This window comes from Vogesella urethralis (assembly GCF_007644045.2).
Taxonomy (GTDB): Bacteria; Pseudomonadota; Gammaproteobacteria; order Burkholderiales; family Chromobacteriaceae; genus Vogesella; species Vogesella urethralis.
Genome location: NZ_VMDW02000135.1, coordinates 20502 through 38368, shown reverse-complemented (window position 1 = coordinate 38368; position 17867 = coordinate 20502). Strand labels below are relative to the sequence as shown.

13 protein-coding genes are annotated in these 17867 nt (G+C 64.1%); 11 read left to right on the top strand and 2 right to left on the bottom strand.

Going from position 1 to position 17867, the window contains the following annotated elements; translation table 11 throughout:
- Window positions 1-6: 6 nt before the first annotated feature.
- From FLQ03_RS16890 to FLQ03_RS16870, 5 genes are all read left to right on the top strand, one after another.
- Window positions 7-1935, top strand: a complete 1929-nt coding sequence (locus FLQ03_RS16890; RefSeq protein ID WP_144372020.1) for a PrkA family serine protein kinase — start codon at window positions 7-9, stop codon at window positions 1933-1935.
- A gap of 76 nt (window positions 1936-2011) precedes the next feature.
- A complete protein-coding gene (locus FLQ03_RS16885; protein ID WP_144372019.1) occupies window positions 2012-3283 on the top strand; it encodes a YeaH/YhbH family protein in 1272 nt (423 codons plus the stop codon).
- Window positions 3284-3322: 39 nt separating this feature from the next.
- Window positions 3323-4834, top strand: coding sequence for a SpoVR family protein (locus tag FLQ03_RS16880; RefSeq protein WP_144372018.1), 1512 nt, complete (start codon window positions 3323-3325; stop codon window positions 4832-4834).
- A gap of 503 nt (window positions 4835-5337) precedes the next feature.
- Window positions 5338-8730 (top strand): hybrid sensor histidine kinase/response regulator, encoded by a 3393-nt coding sequence (locus FLQ03_RS16875; protein ID WP_144372017.1) that lies wholly within the window; start codon window positions 5338-5340, stop codon window positions 8728-8730.
- Window positions 8727-9668 (top strand): response regulator transcription factor, encoded by a 942-nt coding sequence (locus tag FLQ03_RS16870; protein ID WP_144372016.1) that lies wholly within the window; start codon window positions 8727-8729, stop codon window positions 9666-9668. Before FLQ03_RS16875 ends, FLQ03_RS16870 begins: the two co-directional genes overlap by 4 nt.
- A 47-nt stretch (window positions 9669-9715) precedes the next feature.
- On the opposite strand, the gene FLQ03_RS16865 is transcribed toward FLQ03_RS16870, so the two are convergent.
- Complete coding sequence (locus FLQ03_RS16865) at window positions 9716-10606, bottom strand: LysR family transcriptional regulator (protein WP_170252459.1); 891 nt, start codon at window positions 10604-10606, stop codon at window positions 9716-9718.
- 91 nt (window positions 10607-10697) lie between these two features.
- Here FLQ03_RS16865 and FLQ03_RS16860 point away from each other — a divergent pair, with 91 nt between their 5' ends.
- On the top strand, window positions 10698-11633 hold the full coding sequence (locus tag FLQ03_RS16860) for an NADP-dependent oxidoreductase (protein ID WP_144372014.1): 936 nt from the start codon (window positions 10698-10700) through the stop codon (window positions 11631-11633).
- A gap of 78 nt (window positions 11634-11711) precedes the next feature.
- Here FLQ03_RS16860 and FLQ03_RS16855 read toward each other — a convergent pair whose 3' ends face one another.
- Entirely contained in the window at window positions 11712-11972 is a 261-nt protein-coding gene (locus FLQ03_RS16855) for a hypothetical protein (RefSeq protein WP_144372013.1), read from the bottom strand.
- 270 nt (window positions 11973-12242) lie between these two features.
- Between FLQ03_RS16855 and urtA the strand changes: the two genes are divergently transcribed.
- The 5 genes from urtA to urtE all read left to right on the top strand — a co-directional run bounded on the left by urtA (window position 12243) and on the right by urtE (window position 17842).
- Window positions 12243-13514 carry an urea ABC transporter substrate-binding protein gene (urtA, locus tag FLQ03_RS16850; RefSeq protein ID WP_144372012.1) on the top strand — a complete coding sequence of 424 codons (1272 nt, stop codon included), beginning with the start codon at window positions 12243-12245 and terminating at the stop codon, window positions 13512-13514.
- 103 nt (window positions 13515-13617) lie between these two features.
- Window positions 13618-15201, top strand: a complete 1584-nt coding sequence (urtB, locus tag FLQ03_RS16845; RefSeq protein ID WP_206211022.1) for an urea ABC transporter permease subunit UrtB — start codon at window positions 13618-13620, stop codon at window positions 15199-15201.
- An 8-nt stretch (window positions 15202-15209) separates the two neighbouring features.
- Window positions 15210-16307: an urea ABC transporter permease subunit UrtC gene (gene urtC / locus FLQ03_RS16840; RefSeq protein ID WP_144372011.1), complete on the top strand. Its 1098-nt coding sequence runs from the start codon at window positions 15210-15212 to the stop codon at window positions 16305-16307.
- Window positions 16307-17140, top strand: coding sequence for an urea ABC transporter ATP-binding protein UrtD (urtD, locus tag FLQ03_RS16835; RefSeq protein ID WP_144372010.1), 834 nt, complete (start codon window positions 16307-16309; stop codon window positions 17138-17140). Before urtC ends, urtD begins: the two co-directional genes overlap by 1 nt.
- A 3-nt stretch (window positions 17141-17143) precedes the next feature.
- Window positions 17144-17842 (top strand): urea ABC transporter ATP-binding subunit UrtE, encoded by a 699-nt coding sequence (urtE, locus tag FLQ03_RS16830; protein WP_144372009.1) that lies wholly within the window; start codon window positions 17144-17146, stop codon window positions 17840-17842.
- Window positions 17843-17867 lie beyond the last annotated feature (25 nt).

The window sequence follows — 17867 nt, the reverse complement described above, 5'->3', positions numbered from 1 at the left end:
CACGCCATGAGCCCGGACATCTTCAGCCACTACGCATCCCGCTACGATCGCACCCGCGAAGAAGAATTCACCATCCAGGAGTACCTGGAAATCTGCAAGCGCGACCGCATGGCCTATGCCAGCGCGGCCGAGCGCATGCTGATGGCCATCGGTGAGCCGGAGGTGATCGACACCCGTCACGACTCCCGACTGTCCCGCGTGTTCAGCAACAAGATGATCCGCGTCTACCCGGCGTTCCGCGACTTCTTCGGTATGGAAGAGGTCATCGAACAGGTGGTGGCCTACTTCCGTCACGCCGCCCAGGGCCTGGAAGAGAAGAAACAGATTCTCTACCTGCTGGGCCCGGTGGGCGGTGGTAAATCGTCGATCGCCGAAAAGCTCAAGGAGCTCACCGAGCGCGTGCCGTTCTACGCCATCAAGGGCAGCCCGGTGAACGAGTCGCCGCTGGGCCTGTTCAACTTTGACGAAGACGGCCCCATCCTGGAAGAACAATACGGCATTCCGCGCCGCTACCTGCGTGCCATCCCCAGCCCATGGGCGGTCAAGCGCCTGCACGAGTTCAACGGCGACATCAGCCAGTTCCGCGTGGTCAAACGCTACCCGTCGGTGCTGAAGCAAGTGGGCGTGGCCAAAACCGAGCCGGGCGACGAAAACAACCAGGACATCTCCAGCCTGGTGGGCAAGGTGGACATCCGCAAACTGGAAAGCTACGCCCAGGACGACCCGGACGCCTACAGCTACAGCGGCGGCCTGTGCCTGGCCAACCAGGGTTTGCTGGAATTCGTGGAAATGTTCAAGGCGCCGATCAAGGTGCTGCACCCGCTGTTGACCGCCACCCAGGAAGGCAACTTCAAGGGCACCGAAGGCTTTGGCGCCATTCCGTTCGACGGCATCGTGCTGGCGCACAGCAACGAAAGCGAATGGAAGCAGTTCCGCAACAACAAGAACAACGAAGCCTTCCTCGACCGTATCTACATCGTGAAGGTGCCGTACTGCCTGCGCGTATCGGACGAGATCAAGATCTACGACAAGCTGATCCGCAACTCCTCGCTGGGTGGCGCGCCGTGCGCACCGGGCACGCTGAAGATGATGGCGCAGTTTGCCGTGCTGTCGCGGCTGAAAGACCCGGAAAACTCCAGCCTGTACAGCAAGATGCTGGTGTACGACGGTGAAAACCTGAAAGACACCGATCCGAAGGCAAAGTCGCACCAGGAATACCGCGACTTTGCCGGCGTGGACGAGGGCATGAACGGCCTGTCTACCCGCTTTGCCTACAAGATCCTGTCCAAGGTGTTCAACTTCGACCACACCGAAGTGGCGGCCAACCCGGTACACCTGATGTACGTGCTGGAACAGCAGGTAGAGCGCGAGCAGTTCCCAGCCGACACCGAGCAGAAATACCTGACTTTCCTGAAGGAGTACCTGGCGCCCAAGTACGTGGAGTTCATCGGCAAGGAAATCCAGACCGCCTACCTGGAAAGCTACAGCGAGTACGGGCAGAACATCTTTGACCGTTACGTCACCTTTGCCGATTTCTGGATCCAGGACCAGGAATACCGCGACCCGGATACCGGCGAGAACTTCGACCGCACCTCGCTGAACGCAGAGCTGGAAAAAATCGAGAAGCCGGCCGGCATCTCCAACCCGAAAGACTTCCGCAACGAGATCGTCAACTTCGTGCTGCGGGCGCGGGCCAACAATGCCGGCAACAACCCGACCTGGACCAGCTACGAGAAGCTGCGCACCGTGATCGAGAAGAAAATGTTCTCGAACACCGAAGAGCTGCTGCCGGTGATCAGCTTTAACGCCAAGGCCAGCGCCGACGAAGCCAAGAAACACGAAGACTTCGTCAACCGCATGGTCACCAAGGGCTACACGCCGAAGCAGGTACGCCTGCTGTGCGAATGGTATCTGCGTGTACGCAAGTCGTCCTGAGCAGTAACGGCACAGGGTTGGCCGCAGTGCTGTTGCGGCCAACCCGTCACCGTGACAACACGGCTAGGAGGCAAGCATGTCGCACATTATCGACAGAAGACTGAACGGCAAGAACAAATCCGCCGTCAACCGCGAGCGCTTTTTGCGCCGTTTCAAAGCCCAGATCAAGGAAGCCGTCGGCAAGGCCATCAAGGGGCGCAGCATTACCGACATCGAAAGCGGCGAGAACGTGTCCATTCCGGTGAAGGACATCTCGGAGCCGTCGTTCCACCACGGTCGTGGCGGCGTGGGCGAGCACGTGCACCCGGGCAACGAGGAATTCATCGAAGGCGACCGCATCAAGCGGCCGCAGGGCGGCGGTGGCGGTGGTGGCGGTGGCAAGGCCAGCAACGAAGGCGAAGGGGAAGACGACTTTGCCTTCCAGCTGTCGCGCGAAGAATTCATGAACGTGTTCTTCGAAGACCTGGCGCTGCCCAACCTGGTGAAAACCCAGCTGATGGGCATCGAAGAGATGAAACCGGTGCGCGCTGGCTACACCAACGACGGCACGCCTGCCAACATCAGCATCGTGCGCAGCCTGCGCGGTGCGCTGGCGCGGCGCGTGGCCATGGCGGCACCCACGCTGGCCCGCCTGCGCGAAGCCGAAGAAGACCTGGACACGCTGCTGGAGTCGGACGACGACAACGGCGTGGAAGTGCGCGAGCGCCGTCGCCATATCCATGCGCTGCGCGAAAAGATCAACCACATCCCGTTCATCGACCCGTTCGACCTGCGCTACAACAACCGCGTCAAACAGCCCAAACCCACCAGCAAGGCGGTGATGTTCTGCCTGATGGACGTGTCCGGCTCGATGGACGAGGGCAAGAAGGACATGGCCAAGCGCTTCTTCATCCTGCTGTACCTGTTCTTGCAGCGCAATTACGAGAAGATTGAAGTGGTGTTCATCCGCCACCACACCAGTGCGGTGGAGGTGAACGAGCACGACTTCTTCCACTCGCGCGAATCGGGCGGCACCGTGGTGTCGTCGGCGTTGAACCTGATGGCCGATATCGTGAAGAAACGCTATGCCAACAGCGAATGGAACATCTATGCCGCCCAGGCGTCCGACGGCGACAACTGGGACAGCGACTCGGCCAACTGCGGCAAGATCCTGCAGGAAAACATCCTGCCGTGGTGCCAGTACTACGCGTACATCGAAATCACCGAAGGCGAGCCGCAAAACCTGTGGTACGAGTACCTGCGCGTGGGCGAGCAAAGCAAGCACTTTGCCATGCAGAAAATCCGCTCGCCGGCTGATATCTATCCGGTTTTCCGCGAACTCTTCAAGCGGCAGCCGGCCACCCGTTAAGGTTGGCCGCAGACCGCAGCGCAAGAGGAGGGCAGCACCATGACACCGATCTCCACCGGGTCCGAATGGACCTTTGACCTGATTGCCGAGTACGACAAAGCCATCCGCGACATCGCGGTCAACGAGTTCCAGCTGGACTGCTACCCCAACCAGCTGGAGATCATTACCGCCGAGCAGATGATGGACGCCTACTCGTCGGTAGGCATGCCGGTGAACTACCACCACTGGAGCTTCGGCAAGCACTTCGTCAGCACCGAAAAAAGCTACAAGCGCGGCCAGATGGGGCTGGCGTATGAAATCGTGATCAACTCCAACCCCTGCATCGCCTACCTGATGGAAGAAAACTCCATGACGATGCAGGCGCTGGTGATCGCGCACGCCGCCTACGGCCACAACAGCTTCTTCAAGGGCAACTACCTGTTCCGCACCTGGACCGACGCCAGCGCCATCATCGATTACCTGGTGTTTGCCCGCCAGTACATCAGCCGTTGCGAAGAACGCTACGGTATCGACGCGGTGGAAGAGCTGCTGGACAGCTGCCATGCGCTGATGAACTACGGCGTAGACCGCTACAAGCGGCCGCAAAAGCTGTCGCTGGCCGAAGAGCAAGCCCGCCTGCACGAGCGCGAGGCCTACCTGCAGACGCAGGTCAACGACTTGTGGCGCACCATCCCGCGCCGCGAGCGCGACGACAGCGCCAAGGCCGCGCCGCGCTTTCCGGCGGAGCCGCAGGAAAACCTGCTCTACTTCATCGAAAAATCGGCGCCGCTGCTGGAACCGTGGCAGCGCGAGATCGTGCGCATCGTGCGCAAGGTGGCGCAGTACTTCTACCCGCAGCGCCAGACCCAGGTGATGAACGAGGGCTGGGCCACGTTCTGGCACTACACCTTGCTGAACCGCCTGTACGAGAAGGGCCAGGTGACCGACGGCTTCATGATGGAGTTCCTGCAAAGCCACACCAATGTGGTGTACCAGCCGCCGGTTACCGCCCGCTGGTACAACGGCATCAACCCGTACGCGCTGGGTTTTGCCATGTACCAGGACATCAAGCGCATCTGCGAGGCGCCCACCGACGAAGACCGCGAGTGGTTCCCCGACATCGCCGGCACGCCGTGGCGCCCGGTGCTGGAATTTGCGATGAAGAACTTCAAGGACGAAAGCTTCATTTCGCAATACCTGTCGCCCAAGCTGATCCGCGACTTCCGCCTGTTCGCCATCCGCGACGACGACCGCGACGACAAGCTGGAAGTGGCCGCCATCCACGACGACCGCGGCTACCGCCGCATCCGCCAGATGCTGTCGGAGCAGTACAACCTGGGCTCGCGCGAACCCAACATCCAGGTGTGGAACGTCAACCTGCGCGGCGACCGCAGCCTGACGCTGCGCCACAGCATGCACAACCGCAAGCCGCTGGAGGCCGGCAGTGCGCAGGAGGTGCTGAAACACGTGGCCCGGCTGTGGGGCTTTGACGTGCGGCTGGAAAGCGTGGACGCCGACGGTACGGTCACCCAGACCTTCAACTGCAAACCGGACGTCCCGGCTGCCGCCTGACCGTGCCAAGGTTGGCCGCCGCGGCCAGATCAACCAAGCGCACCCGCCAGGTCAATGCCAGTCAGTTAAGCGAATGTGCTTGGTTTTCACGTAGCAGGACGTGAGTGAAGCGCCCCATCCCGTTGGCGCGAGCCGGTCAAAATGGTTCGCCCCAGGTTTTAAGACGCCGATTTGTTTGAGCCCCGAGCCGTTAGCGAGGGGCGAGTTCGGCGGCGCCTGGGGCGTGCCATTTTGGCCGGGGTTTCGAGCAGCCCCGGGTTGCGGGGGAATGAAAAGGGGGCGGCAATCCGCCCCCTTTCCCGTCTGCCGGGCGGAACCGGCATCTAATCATCGTCCGCATAGCGGACACACTAGCGTACTTCAACGCAACAAACCCCTAAACAAAAAAACCAGTCAGCACTAACTGACTGGCATTAACACCGCCCGGTGCGCTTTTTTCATGCCTGGCACGCGCTACGGCGGGCCGGGACGTGGCTTGGCCCGCTTCTTGCCAGTAGCGTGGCATGTCCGATACCTCCTCCGCTCCCCATACCCAGGCCGTGGTCACGCTGCGGCGCGACTACAACCGCTGGGTGGCCAGCGAAACGCTGGAAGACTATGCGCTGCGTTTTACCCCGCAGCGCTTCCGCCGTTGGTCGGCGTGGCGGGTGGCCAATACCGCGGTGGGCGGCGCTGCATCGTTCTTGGTGCTGGAGGCGGTGGGCGCCACCATGATGGTGGAGGCCGGCTTTCTGAACGCGTTCTGGGCCATCCTGGCCAGCGGGCTGATCATCTTCCTGGCCGGGCTGCCGATCAGCCTGTACGCCGCCCGCCACGGCGTGGACATGGACCTGCTGACCCGGGGAGCCGGCTTCGGCTACATCGGCTCTACCATCACCTCACTGATTTACGCCTCGTTCACCTTCATATTCTTTGCGCTGGAAGCGGCCATCATGGCCTATGCCCTGGAGCTGGGCTTTGGCATTCCGCCGCAATGGGGCTACTTGCTGTGCGCGCTGGTGGTGCTGCCGTTGGTGACGCACGGGGTGACGGCCATCAGCCGGCTGCAGGTGTGGACGCAGCCGCTCTGGCTGTGTCTGCTGGTGCTGCCTTATGTTTTCGTGTTGTGGCACGAGCCGCAGGCGCTGGCCGGGCTGTGGCGCTACGCTGGTGCAAACAATGCACCGCAGGCGTTTGACCTGCATCTGTTTGGTGCGGCGCTGACAGTAGGCATTGCGCTGATCACCCAAATGGGCGAACAGGCAGACTACTTGCGCTTCATGCCGCCACGCAGCGCGGCCAACCGCCGGCAGTGGCTGCTGGCGGTGATGGTGGGCGGCCCCGGCTGGGTACTACCCGGTGTGCTGAAGATGCTGGGCGGTGCCTTGCTGGCCTGGCTGGCGCTACGCAACGGCGTGGCCGCCGAGCGTGCAGTCGACCCCAACCAGATGTATTTGATCGGCTTTGCCCACGTGTTCGACAACACCACCCTGGCCATTGCCGCCACCACGCTGTTCGTGCTGGTGTCGCAGCTGAAAATCAATGTCACCAATGCCTACGCCGGCTCGCTGGCGTGGTCCAATTTCTTTTCGCGCCTGACCCACAGCCACCCCGGCCGCGTGGTGTGGGTGGTGTTCAATCTGGCAATCGCGCTGCTGTTGATGGAGCTGGAGGTGTTCCACGCACTGGGGCAGGTGCTGGGGCTGTATTCCAATATCGCCATCTCGTGGATCATGGCGGTGGTGGCCGACCTGATGGTGAACAAGCCGTTAGGGCTGAGCCCGCGCGGCATCGAGTTCCGCCGTAGCTACCTGTACGACATCAACCCGGTCGGCGTAGGCGCCATGGCGCTGGCGTCCTTGCTTTCGATTGCCACTCACGTTGGCGTGTTCGGCGTGCACTGGCAGCCTTTGGCGCCATTCGTGGCGATGGCGGTAGCCTTTGTTACGGCGCCGCTGCTGGCCTGGGTAACGGCCGGGCGCTACTACAGCGCGCGGCCAACCTTGGTCGCCGCCACCAGCCAGTACCGCTGCGTGGTGTGCGAGCGCGATTACGAAGCCGAAGACATGGCATCGTGCCCGGCGTATCAGGGCATGATCTGTTCACTGTGCTGCACGCTGGACGTGCGCTGCGGCGACGCCTGCAAGCCGCAGGCAAGGTTGGCCGCACAGTGGTCTGCCTTGCTGAAAAAGCTGTTGCCACGTGCATTGCAGCCTTATCTGGCGCACGGGCTGGGCCACTATCTGTTGCTGATGACCGGTATTGGCGGCGTGCTGCTGCTGGTGCTGGGCTTGCTGTATTACATCGAGTGGCAGGGCGCGGTGGCCGGCGGTTACGACGGCTGGCTGCCGCAATTGTTCTGGCGGCTGTTTGCCGTGCTGCTGCTGGTGAGCGGCGTGGTGGCGTGGTGGATGGTACTGACTGCGCGCAGCCGTGAGGTGGCGCAGCAGGAGTCCAACCGCCAGACGGCGCGGCTGCTGGCCGAGATCGAGTCGCACCGCCGCACCGACGAGCAGCTCAAGCGCGCCCGCGAAGCGGCCGAGCAAGCCAATCAGGCCAAGAGCCGCTACGTGTCCGCCATCAGCCACGAGCTGCGCACGCCGCTGAACAGTATTCTGGGTTACGCGCAGATCCTGGACGGCGACCCGGCCATTCCGCCGTCGCGCCACCAGGCGCTGGAGGTGATACGTCGCAGCGGCGAGCACCTGTTGTCGGTGATCGAGGGCAGCATGGACATCGCCCGCATCGAAAGCGGCAAGCTGCAGCTGGCCATCCGCGCGCTGGATTTCGATGCCTTCCTGCGCCAGCTGGTGGCCATGTTCGAGCTGCAGGCGCGCAACAAGGGCCTGTTGTTCGAGTACCAGCCGGCGGCGCATTTACCCCAGGTGGTGCGCGCCGACGAAAAGCGGCTGCGCCAGATCCTGATCAACCTGCTGGGCAACGCGGTCAAGTTCACCCGTCGCGGCAGCGTGCGCTTTGCGCTGCAGTATCGCGGCGAGATGGCCACCTTCGACGTCATCGATACCGGCCCCGGCATTGCCGCCGACGAGCTGGCCCGCATCTTCGAGCCATTCGAGCGCGGTAGCGCCAGCGGTGCCGGCGGCAACGGCCTGGGGCTGACCATCAGCAAGATGCTGACCGACCTGATGGGCGGCGAGCTCACCGTACACAGCACGCCGGGGCAGGGTAGCCACTTCAGCGTGCGCTTGTTCCTGCCGCATGTGCACGCGGCGGTAGCGGCCAGCGAGCTGCCACGCCGCAACCGCATCGGCTACGCCGGCCCGCGCCAGCGCATCCTGCTGGTGGATAACGAAGCCATCGACCGCGAAATGCTGGCTGGCGTGCTGAGCGCACTGGGCTTCGAGGTGGCGCAGGCGGCCAGCGGTTACGACTGCCTGGCCATGGTGGACGTCTTCCAGCCGCAGCTGGTGTTCATGGACCTGGCCATGCCCGGCATCGACGGCTGGGAAACGCTGCGCCGCCTTCGCCAGCGCGGCTGCCAGGCGCAGCTGGCGGTGATCTCGGCCAATGCCTTCGACAAGGGGCAGGACAACGACGCCGGTATCGCCAGCGACGACTTCATCCTGAAACCGATCCGGGTGGAGGAGCTATTGGACTGGATAGGCCAGCGCCTGGGCCTGCAGTGGCAAACCGGTGAGCCGGCGCCGGCCGCGGCGGCCAACCTTGTGCCGCCAGGCGAGCTGATGCTGCCGCCGGCTGCCGAGCTGGCCGGCCTGCTGGAGGCAGCCGAGCTGGGCTATGTACGCGGCCTGCGCCAAGAGCTGGCCAGGTTGGCCGCACTGGACGCCGCCTATGCCGAGTTCGTGCGTGTGGCCAGCGAGCACGTGCGCCAGTTCCAGTTCGAGGCGCTGCGCGAGCTGCTGCACCGAGGCTTGCTGACGGAGGAAAAACCATGACGCTGGTAACGGGTGAACGCGCCCGCAACGTGGTGCTGATCGTCGATGATCAGCCGGATAACCTGTCCTTGCTGCACGACGCGCTGGATGATGCTGGCTACACGGTGCTGGTGGCTACCGACGGCGAGGCGGCGTTGCAGCGCGCACGGCTGTCGCTACCGGACGTGGTGCTGCTAGACGCAGTGATGCCGGGGCTGGACGGTTTCGAGGTGGCGCGGCGGCTGAAGGCGGCGTTCAGTACCCGCCATATTCCCATCGTGTTCATGACCGGGCTGACCGACAGCGAGCACGTGGTGGCCGCCTTTGCCGCCGGCGGCGCCGACTACGTCACCAAACCGTTGCGCCCGCCCGAGGTGCTGGTCCGCATTGCCGCCCACATCCAGAGCGCGCGCCAGATTACCCAGGCCAGCAGCGCGCTGGATGCCTTCGGCCAGGCCACTATCGCCATTGCCGTGCGCGACGGGCGCCTGGTGTGGCAGACGGCGCTGGCACGGCGGCTGATCGAGCATTACTTCGGGCCATGTGAGCTGGCACCACCGGCGCTGTTGGCGTGGACCCGTGCCGCGCAGGCCGCCCGCCTGGCCGGCAGCGAGCAGCCACCGCTACTAGCGACCCAGCAAGGCCGCCGCCTGCTGGCCAGTTTTCACGACCAGACCGGCGACGAGGAGTGGCTGGTGGTGTTGCGCGAGGAAAACGACGAAGCCAGCATCCAGACGCTGATGGGCGCCTTCCGGCTGACCCAGCGCGAAGCCGAGGTACTGCACTGGCTAAGCCTGGGCAAGACCAACCGCGATATCGCCGACATCCTCGGTATGAGCCCGCGCACGGTGAACAAGCATCTGGAACATGTGTTCGACAAGCTGGCGGTGGAAACGCGCACCGCCGCCGCCAGCCTGGCGATTGCCCGTCTGCGTGGTGCGGCTAGCGGCAGTGCTTAGCGTCGTCAACGCCGCCTGGTACCCGCCGCTGCCGCCAGGGCGCGGCGCTAGCCCAGCGCTAGCCGCTGCTGCAGGAAGTCGGCCAGCTCGCTGACCAATGGCGCCGGCGGAGTAGTACCGGCCAGTGCCAGCAGCGACAACGGCGGACAGCGCCATTCGCCCAGCAGCGGCACCAACCGCCCGTGTCGCACGCTGTCCTGCACCAGGCTGTGCGGCAGCATGGCAATGCCGGCGCCCTGTTCGGCCAGTTCGCGCTGGATGTCGAGGTCGCTGACGATGATGCTGTGTCGGAGGCGAACTTCCCCCGTTAACCCTGGGCCTTGCAACCGCCAGCGTGGTGCCGGCCCCAAACAATCGTGTTGCAGCAGCTCGTCCGGCGTGCGCGGCGCCGCTTGCCGGGCCAGATAAGTCGGCGCGGCAAACAAGCCCTGTGGCAGCGACAGCAAGGGCCACAAGGCGCGTTCGGCGTGACGCAGGCTGCCCTGGCGCAGTATCAGGTCGGGTGGCGGGCCGTCCTCATCGCCGGCGCCCAGTGTGATGTCGAGCGACAGCTGCGGATGCAGGCGGCAGAAGGTAGCCAGCAGCGGGCTTATCCAGTGCCGGCCGATATCGGCTGTCATCGCCAGGCGCAATTGCACTGCCGACGTTGCCTGCGTTGTCTGCAGCAATGCCTCTGCCTGTGCAGCTTCCTCCACCAGTACGGCACAGCGTTCGTAGAAGGCGCGTGCTGCTTCGTTCAGCGCTACCCGACGAGTGGTACGCACCAGCAGGCGGACACCCAGGCGTTTTTCCATGCCGGCAATGCGTCGCGATAGCGTGGCGCCGGGCATGGCCAGCGCTTCGCTGGCCGCGTGAAAGCTGCCATGCCGTACCACGGCAACAAACAGCGCCATGTCGTCCAGCGCGGGGGTGTGGTGAAATCGTCGCTTTTCTTCCATATATGGATTATTAAAATATTTTTGTTCGTTAAATGCAATAATCACTGCTGCGCATACTGGACCCCGGTTATGTCCATTCAGGGAGTTCAGCATGAAAGCCATCCGTATCCATCGTTACGGCGATCCCGGTGTAATGCAGCTGGAAACCGTCCCCATTCCCGAGCTGCACCCCGGCGAACTGCTGGTGCGTGTGGTGGTGGCCGGTATCAACCCGCTGGACTGGAAACTGCGCAGCGGGAGCTTGGCGGGGGCGATGCCGCGCGCCTTGCCCTACACACCCGGCTTCGACGCCTCAGGCATTGTGGTGGCCATGGCCGGCGACGTGCGCGGCTTCGAGCTGGAGGATGAAGTGTGTTTTTACACCGCTAGCGGCGGTACCTATGCCGAGTACGTGGTGGTAGCTGCCAGCGACGTAGCGCGTATGCCGACAGGTATGTCCTTTATCGAGGCAGCGGCGTTGCCTATCCCAGCGCAGGCGGCATGGTCGGCGCTGGTGGATGCGGCCAACCTGCAAGCTGGCCAGCGCGTGCTGATTCATGGTGCAGCCGGGGCAGTCGGTAGCCTGGCCGTGCAACTGGCCAAGCAACTGGGCGCAGAGGTGATCGCTGCCGCCAGCGGTACTGGTTTGAGTCGGGTGGAGAGGCTGGGGGCCGATCGGGTAGTGGATTACGACCGTGAATTCGTCGGCGAGACAGTGCGCGGTGTGGACGTGGTGCTGGACACCCTGGGAGGGCCGATACAGGAGGCTTCGTGGGCCACCTTGCGGCCAGGCGGCATCTTGCTGGCTACCGCAGTGCCGCCGCCGCCGGGGCGGGACGCTGCGGCAGGCGTACGTAGCCAGTCTGTGGTGACCCGGCCGCGCGGGGCCGTACTGGCCCAGCTGTTGCGCTACAAGCTCAGTTTGCCGGTGGCGCGCACGCTGTCGCTGCCTGATGCCGAGCAGGCGCACCGGCTGGGCGAGCAGGGGCAGGCCGGTGGCAAAATGGTGTTGCTGATGCCGGCACGCGACGCCGATCTGTTTGCCTGACCCCCTTTTGCGGTACCTCCCAACGCGCAGCCCCCGTCCGACGTCAAGCGGACGGGGGCTGCGCGTTGGGGCAGGGTATCAGCGCCGCAACTGCTGCCATAGCCACAAGGCCGGTAGTGCCGGTACCGAGAATACCAGCAGGAAAACCGGCCATTCTTCCGCCACCGTGTAACCCGCATGTTGCACGCCGGCCACCATATTGCTGGCAGCCAGCAGCAGCCACAGCGGTATGAACAGCAAGGCCGCGCTGGCCTGATTGACGATGCCACTGATTCTGGCCAGTAGCTGGCACAGTACCAGCAGCAGTATCCCCCCCAATATCACCAACAGTGTGTGCATGACGTGTGTCTCCGCGGCCAACGCACGGCGGCGGATCCGCTGTGTCGTGCCGCAGTCATCTTGGCGTGGCTGGCGTTGTCGTTAAAAACGCCGCGCCGGTAAGCGCGGGTGGCTTCTATCGAAAAGCTGCGCTGCGGCGCGCGGCAGCCTGGCACGGCTTTTTTTTGCAGCGCAGCATGTACGCAATTTGACGTATTCCGGCCGGCCCGCTGGCACCGTAACCTGATCTCGCACTGCAACAAAACCAACCGTTCATCAGGGAGCTTTGCCATGACCACTCGCCGTCTCGTTCTGAAGTCTTCTGTCCTCACCCTGTCGCTGCTGGCGGCCGGTTTCAGCGCCCAGGCCGTTGCGGCCGATACCATCAAGGTGGGCGTGCTGCACTCGCTGTCCGGCACCATGGCCATCTCGGAAACCTCGCTCAAGGACATGGCGCTGTTCGCCATCGACGAAATCAACGCCAAGGGTGGCCTGCTGGGCAAGAAGCTGGAGCCGGTGGTGGTAGACCCGGCGTCCAACTGGCCGCTGTTTGCCGAAAAGGCGCGCCAACTGCTGACCCGCGACAAGGTGGCCGTCACCTTCGGCTGTTGGACGTCGGTATCGCGCAAGTCGGTACTGCCGGTATACGAAGAGCTGAACGGCCTGCTGTTCTACCCGGTGCAGTACGAGGGTGAAGAGCTGTCGCCCAATGTGTTCTACACCGGCGCCGCACCGAACCAGCAAGCCATTCCGGCGGTGGAATACCTGATGAGCAAGGAAGGCGGCAGCGCCAAGCGCTACTTCCTGCTGGGTACCGACTACGTGTACCCGCGTACCACCAACAAGATTCTGCGTGCGTTCCTGAAATCCAAAGGCGTGAAGGATAGCGATATCCAGGAGGTGTACACCCCGTTCGGCCACAGCGACTACCAGACCATCGTCGGCAACATCAAGAAGTTTGCTGCCGGTGGCAAGACCGCGGTCATCTCCACCATCAACGGCGACTCCAACGTGCCGTTCTACAAAGAGCTGGGCAACCAGGGCCTGAAAGCCACCGACGTACCGGTGGTGGCGTTCTCGGTGGGTGAAGAAGAGCTGAAAGGCATCGACACCAAGCCATTGGTGGGCCACCTGGCTGCCTGGAACTACTTCATGAGCGTGAAGAACCCGGTCAACAGCCAGTGGATTGCTGCCTACAAGGCCTGGGCTGCCAAGAAGGGCATGAGCGGCGCCGACAAGCTGGTCACCAACGACCCGATGGAAGCCACCTACGTGGGCATCAATATGTGGGCCGAGGCAGTGAAGAAAGCCGGCACCACCGACGTGGCCGCCGTCAGCAAGGCCATGGCCGGCATCAGCTTCAAGGCACCGTCCGGTTACACGCTGAAGATGGACGAGAAAAACCACCACCTGCACAAGCCGGTGATGATCGGCGAAGTGCAGCCCAACGGCCAGTTCTCGGTGGTGTGGAAAACCAAGGGCCCGATCCGCGCCCAGCCGTGGAGCCCGTTCATCCCCGGCAACGACAAAAAGCCGGACACCCCGGTGAAAACCAAGTCCTGATCGCCGCCGGCGCTGCCCGGTCGCCGCTGCGGCGACCGCTAGCAAGCCAGCGGTACTTCCCGGGCTGCCCAGTGCAGCCCGTTTTTTTGCAAGGACCCACACTATGACCAAGCTCAAGCACCTGATGGCCGTCCTGGCCTGCAGCCTGCTGTGGGCGCCGGCCTTTGCGGCCAGCCCCGCTGCCGAGTTGGCCGCGGCCGACCCGGCCACCCGCGCGGAGCTGATTGCCGGCTGGGCTGCCGCACCCAATGCTGCACGTAGTGCCGCGGTGGCTGCGCTGGAGGAAGGCCGCCTGCTGGCCGACCCGGACGCTACCCGCTTCTTTATCCAGCAAGGCGAGCTATGGCTGGACGCCGACAGTGGCCAGCCGGTAGACAGCGTGCCCGACGGCACCGATAGCGTGCCGCTGAATAACAGCGTGCGCAGCGCGCTGCAAACCTTCCACGCCGCCAGCGGCCTGAACGCTGTAGACAGCGGCGGGCGGCTGAATGCCGTCAAGGCCATCCAGGACGCGGCCAACCCTGCGCTGTTGCCGCTGCTGCAAAAGCGGCTGCAGATCGAAACCGACGACAGCGTGCGTGACGCGCTGCGTTTGGCCGCTGCCACGCTGCAACTGGGCGGCCCGTCCACCGCCGACAAGTTGGCCGCCATTGCGGTACTGGGTGAAGCCAGCGACCCCGGCCTGCTGACCCTGCTGCAGCCGCTGGCGGACAACCCGCAAGAAAACGCCGACGTGCGCCGCGCTGCCGGCGAAGCCATCGCCAGCATCAAGGCCACGCAGTTTGGCTACAACCTCATCGGCCACCTGTTCAGCGGTATCAGCCTGGGCTCCATCCTGCTGTTGGCCGCGCTGGGGCTGGCCATAACCTACGGCCTGCTGGGCGTCATCAATATGGCGCACGGCGAGATGCTGATGCTGGGCGCCTATACCACCTGGCTGATGCAAAACCTGTTCCGTAGCCAGTGGCCGGCGGCGTTCGATTACTACCTGCTGGCGGCATTGCCGGCGGCCTTCGTCGTCACCGCTGCGGTAGGCATGCTGCTGGAGCGGCTGGTGATCCGCCACCTGTACGGCCGTCCGCTGGAAACGCTGCTCGCCACCTGGGGTATCAGCCTGATGCTGATGCAGGCGGTACGCGTGGCGTTTGGCGCGCAAAACGTGGAGGTGGCCAACCCGGCGTGGCTGTCCGGCGGCATTGCGCTGTCCACCACGCTGACGCTGCCGTACAACCGGCTGGCCATCATTGCCTTTGTTGCCGCCGTACTGGTGTTGACCTGGCTACTGCTCAATCGCACCCGGCTGGGCCTGTTCGTGCGCGCTGTTACCCAGAACCGCCGCATGGCTGACAGCGTGGGCGTGCCCACCGGCCGCGTGGACATGCTGGCCTTTGGCCTGGGTTCCGGCATTGCCGGGCTGGGCGGCGTGGCGCTGAGCCAGATCGGCAACGTGGGGCCGGACCTGGGCCAGGGTTACATCATCGACAGCTTCATGGTGGTGGTGCTGGGCGGGGTAGGGCAGCTGGCCGGTACCGTGGCCGGTGCACTGGGCCTGGGCATGCTGGCCAAGGTGATCGAGCCGTCACTGGGTGCCGTGCTGGCCAAGATCCTGATCCTGGTATTCATCATCCTGTTCATCCAGAAGCGTCCGCAGGGCTTGTTTGCCCTGAAGGGCCGCGTGCTCGACTGAGGCCTGCCATGTCACAACCTTACTCTCTCAAGTTGGCCGCCGCCGCCGGGCCGCGTGCCACCACGCTGGGCCTGGGCCTGCTGCTGGGCTTGCTGCTGCTGTTACCGCTGGGGCACTGGGCACTGCCGGAAGGCCACGCGCTGCACGTGTCGGCGTACACGCTCACCCTTACCGGCAAGATCCTGTGCTACGCCATCGTGGCGCTGGCGATGGACCTGGTGTGGGGCTATACCGGCCTGCTCAGCCTGGGCCACGGCCTGTTCTTTGCGCTGGGCGGTTACGGCATGGGCATGTACCTGATGCGCCAGATCGGCCGTGACGGCAATTACCAGAGCGACCTGCCCGATTTCATGGTGTTTCTGGACTGGAAAGAACTGCCGTGGTTCTGGCAAGGCAGCGAGCACTTTGCCTGGGCGCTGCTGGTGATCGTGCTGGTGCCGGGCCTGCTGGCGCTGGTGTTCGGCTGGCTGGCGTTCCGCTCGCGCATCAAGGGCGTGTACTTCTCCATCATGACCCAGGCGCTGACCTTTGCCGCCATGTTGCTGTTCTTCCGCAACGAAACCGGCTTTGGCGGCAACAACGGCTTTACCGACTTCAAGCGCATCCTCGGTTTCGGCATTGCCGAGCCGGCTACCCGCGCCGTGCTGTTTGCCGCCACCGTGCTGTTGCTGGCGCTGGCGCTGTGGGGCGCGTTCTGGTTGGTGCACAGCAAGTTCGGCCGCATCCTCACCGCCATCCGCGACGCCGAAAGCCGGCTGATGTTCTGCGGCTACAACCCGCTGTACTACAAGCTGGCCATCTGGGTGCTGTCGGCGGTGCTGTGTGCGCTGGCCGGTGCCTTGTACGTGCCGCAGGTGGGCATCATCAACCCTAGCGAAATGTCGCCGGGCAACTCCATCGAAATCGCCATCTGGGTGGCGCTGGGCGGTCGCGGCACGCTGGTCGGGCCGGTGCTGGGCGCCGCCATCGTCAACGGTGCCAAGAGCTGGTTCACGGTAGCGTTTCCCGAGTACTGGCTGTTTTTCCTGGGCTTCCTGTTTATCGCCGCCACGCTGCTGCTGCCCAACGGCGTGCTGGGCCTGCTGCGCAAGAAAGGGGACCGCTAATGTCGGCCGCATCCACTACCCAAAGCCAGCGTGAAAACTGGGAAGGTGAGGCCCGTGGCCTGGCCCACCCGGTGGACGGCAAGCTGGATACCCGCCACGGTGCCATCCTGTACCTGGACGACGTCACCGTCAGCTTTGACGGCTTCCGTGCGCTGAACAAGCTTTGCCTCGACATCGGTGTCGGCGAGCTGCGCTGCATCATCGGCCCCAACGGCGCCGGCAAGACCACCATGATGGACGTCATCACCGGTAAGACCCGCCCCGATAGCGGCAGCGTGTTCTTTGGCCAGACCATCGACCTTACGCGCCATACCGAGCCGGAAATCGCCCAGCTGGGCATCGGCCGCAAGTTCCAGAAGCCCACCGTGTTCGAGGCGATGAGCGTGCACGACAACCTGGCGCTGGCGCTGGCCGGCAACAAGTCGGTGTGGGCCAGCCTGCGCTCACGGCTCACCGGTACACAGCGCGACCGCATCGGCGAGCTGCTGGCCACCATCCGCCTCACCGAGCAGCACCAGCGCCAGGCCGGCCTGCTGTCGCACGGCCAGAAGCAGTGGCTGGAAATCGGCATGCTGCTGGCGCAGGAGCCGCAACTGCTGCTGCTGGACGAGCCGGTAGCCGGCATGACCGACGCCGAAACCGAAAAAACCGCCGAGCTGCTGCTGACGCTGAAAGGCAAGCACTCGCTGATGGTGGTGGAGCACGACATGGACTTTGTCGGCAGCATTGCGCAGAAGGTGACAGTGTTGGCCGAGGGCAGCGTGCTGGCCGAGGGCAGCCTGGCGCAGGTGCAGGCCGACGAGCGGGTAATCGAAGTGTATCTGGGGCGCTGAATCATGCTGAAAGTAGACAAACTCAACCAGTTTTACGGCGGCAGCCACATCCTGCGCGACGTGGCGTTCGAGGCGCCGGTGGGCGAGGTCACCTGCATCCTGGGCCGCAACGGCGTGGGCAAGAGCACGCTGCTGCGCTGCCTGATGGGGCAGATCGCCGCCAAGAGCGGCGCGGTAGCGTGGCAGGGCGAGGACATCCAGCGCCTGGCGCCGCACCAGCGCGTGGCGCGCGGCATGGCCTACGTGCCGCAGGGGCGCGAAATCTTTGCCCGGCTGACGGTGGAAGAAAACCTGAAGATGGGGCTGGCGCGCTTTGGCGGCCGCCAGGGGCGCGAGATTCCCGCCAGCGTGTACGAGATGTTTCCGGTGCTGCACGACATGAAACACCGCCGCGGCGGCGACCTGTCCGGCGGCCAGCAGCAACAGCTGGCCATCGGCCGCGCGCTGGTCAGCCAGCCCAGCCTGCTGATCCTGGACGAGCCCACCGAGGGCATCCAGCCGTCCATCATCAAGGACATCGGCGCCGTGATCAAAAGGTTGGCCGCACGTGGCGACATGGCCATCTTGCTGGTAGAGCAGTACTACGACTTTGCCGAGGCGTTGGCCGACCGCTACGTGGTGATGTCGCGCGGCGAGGTGATCAAGGCCGGGCAGGGCAAGGCCATGCCGCAGGACGGCGTGCGCGAGCTGCTGGCCATCTAATGCCGGGCCTGCCCCGTGTCATGCA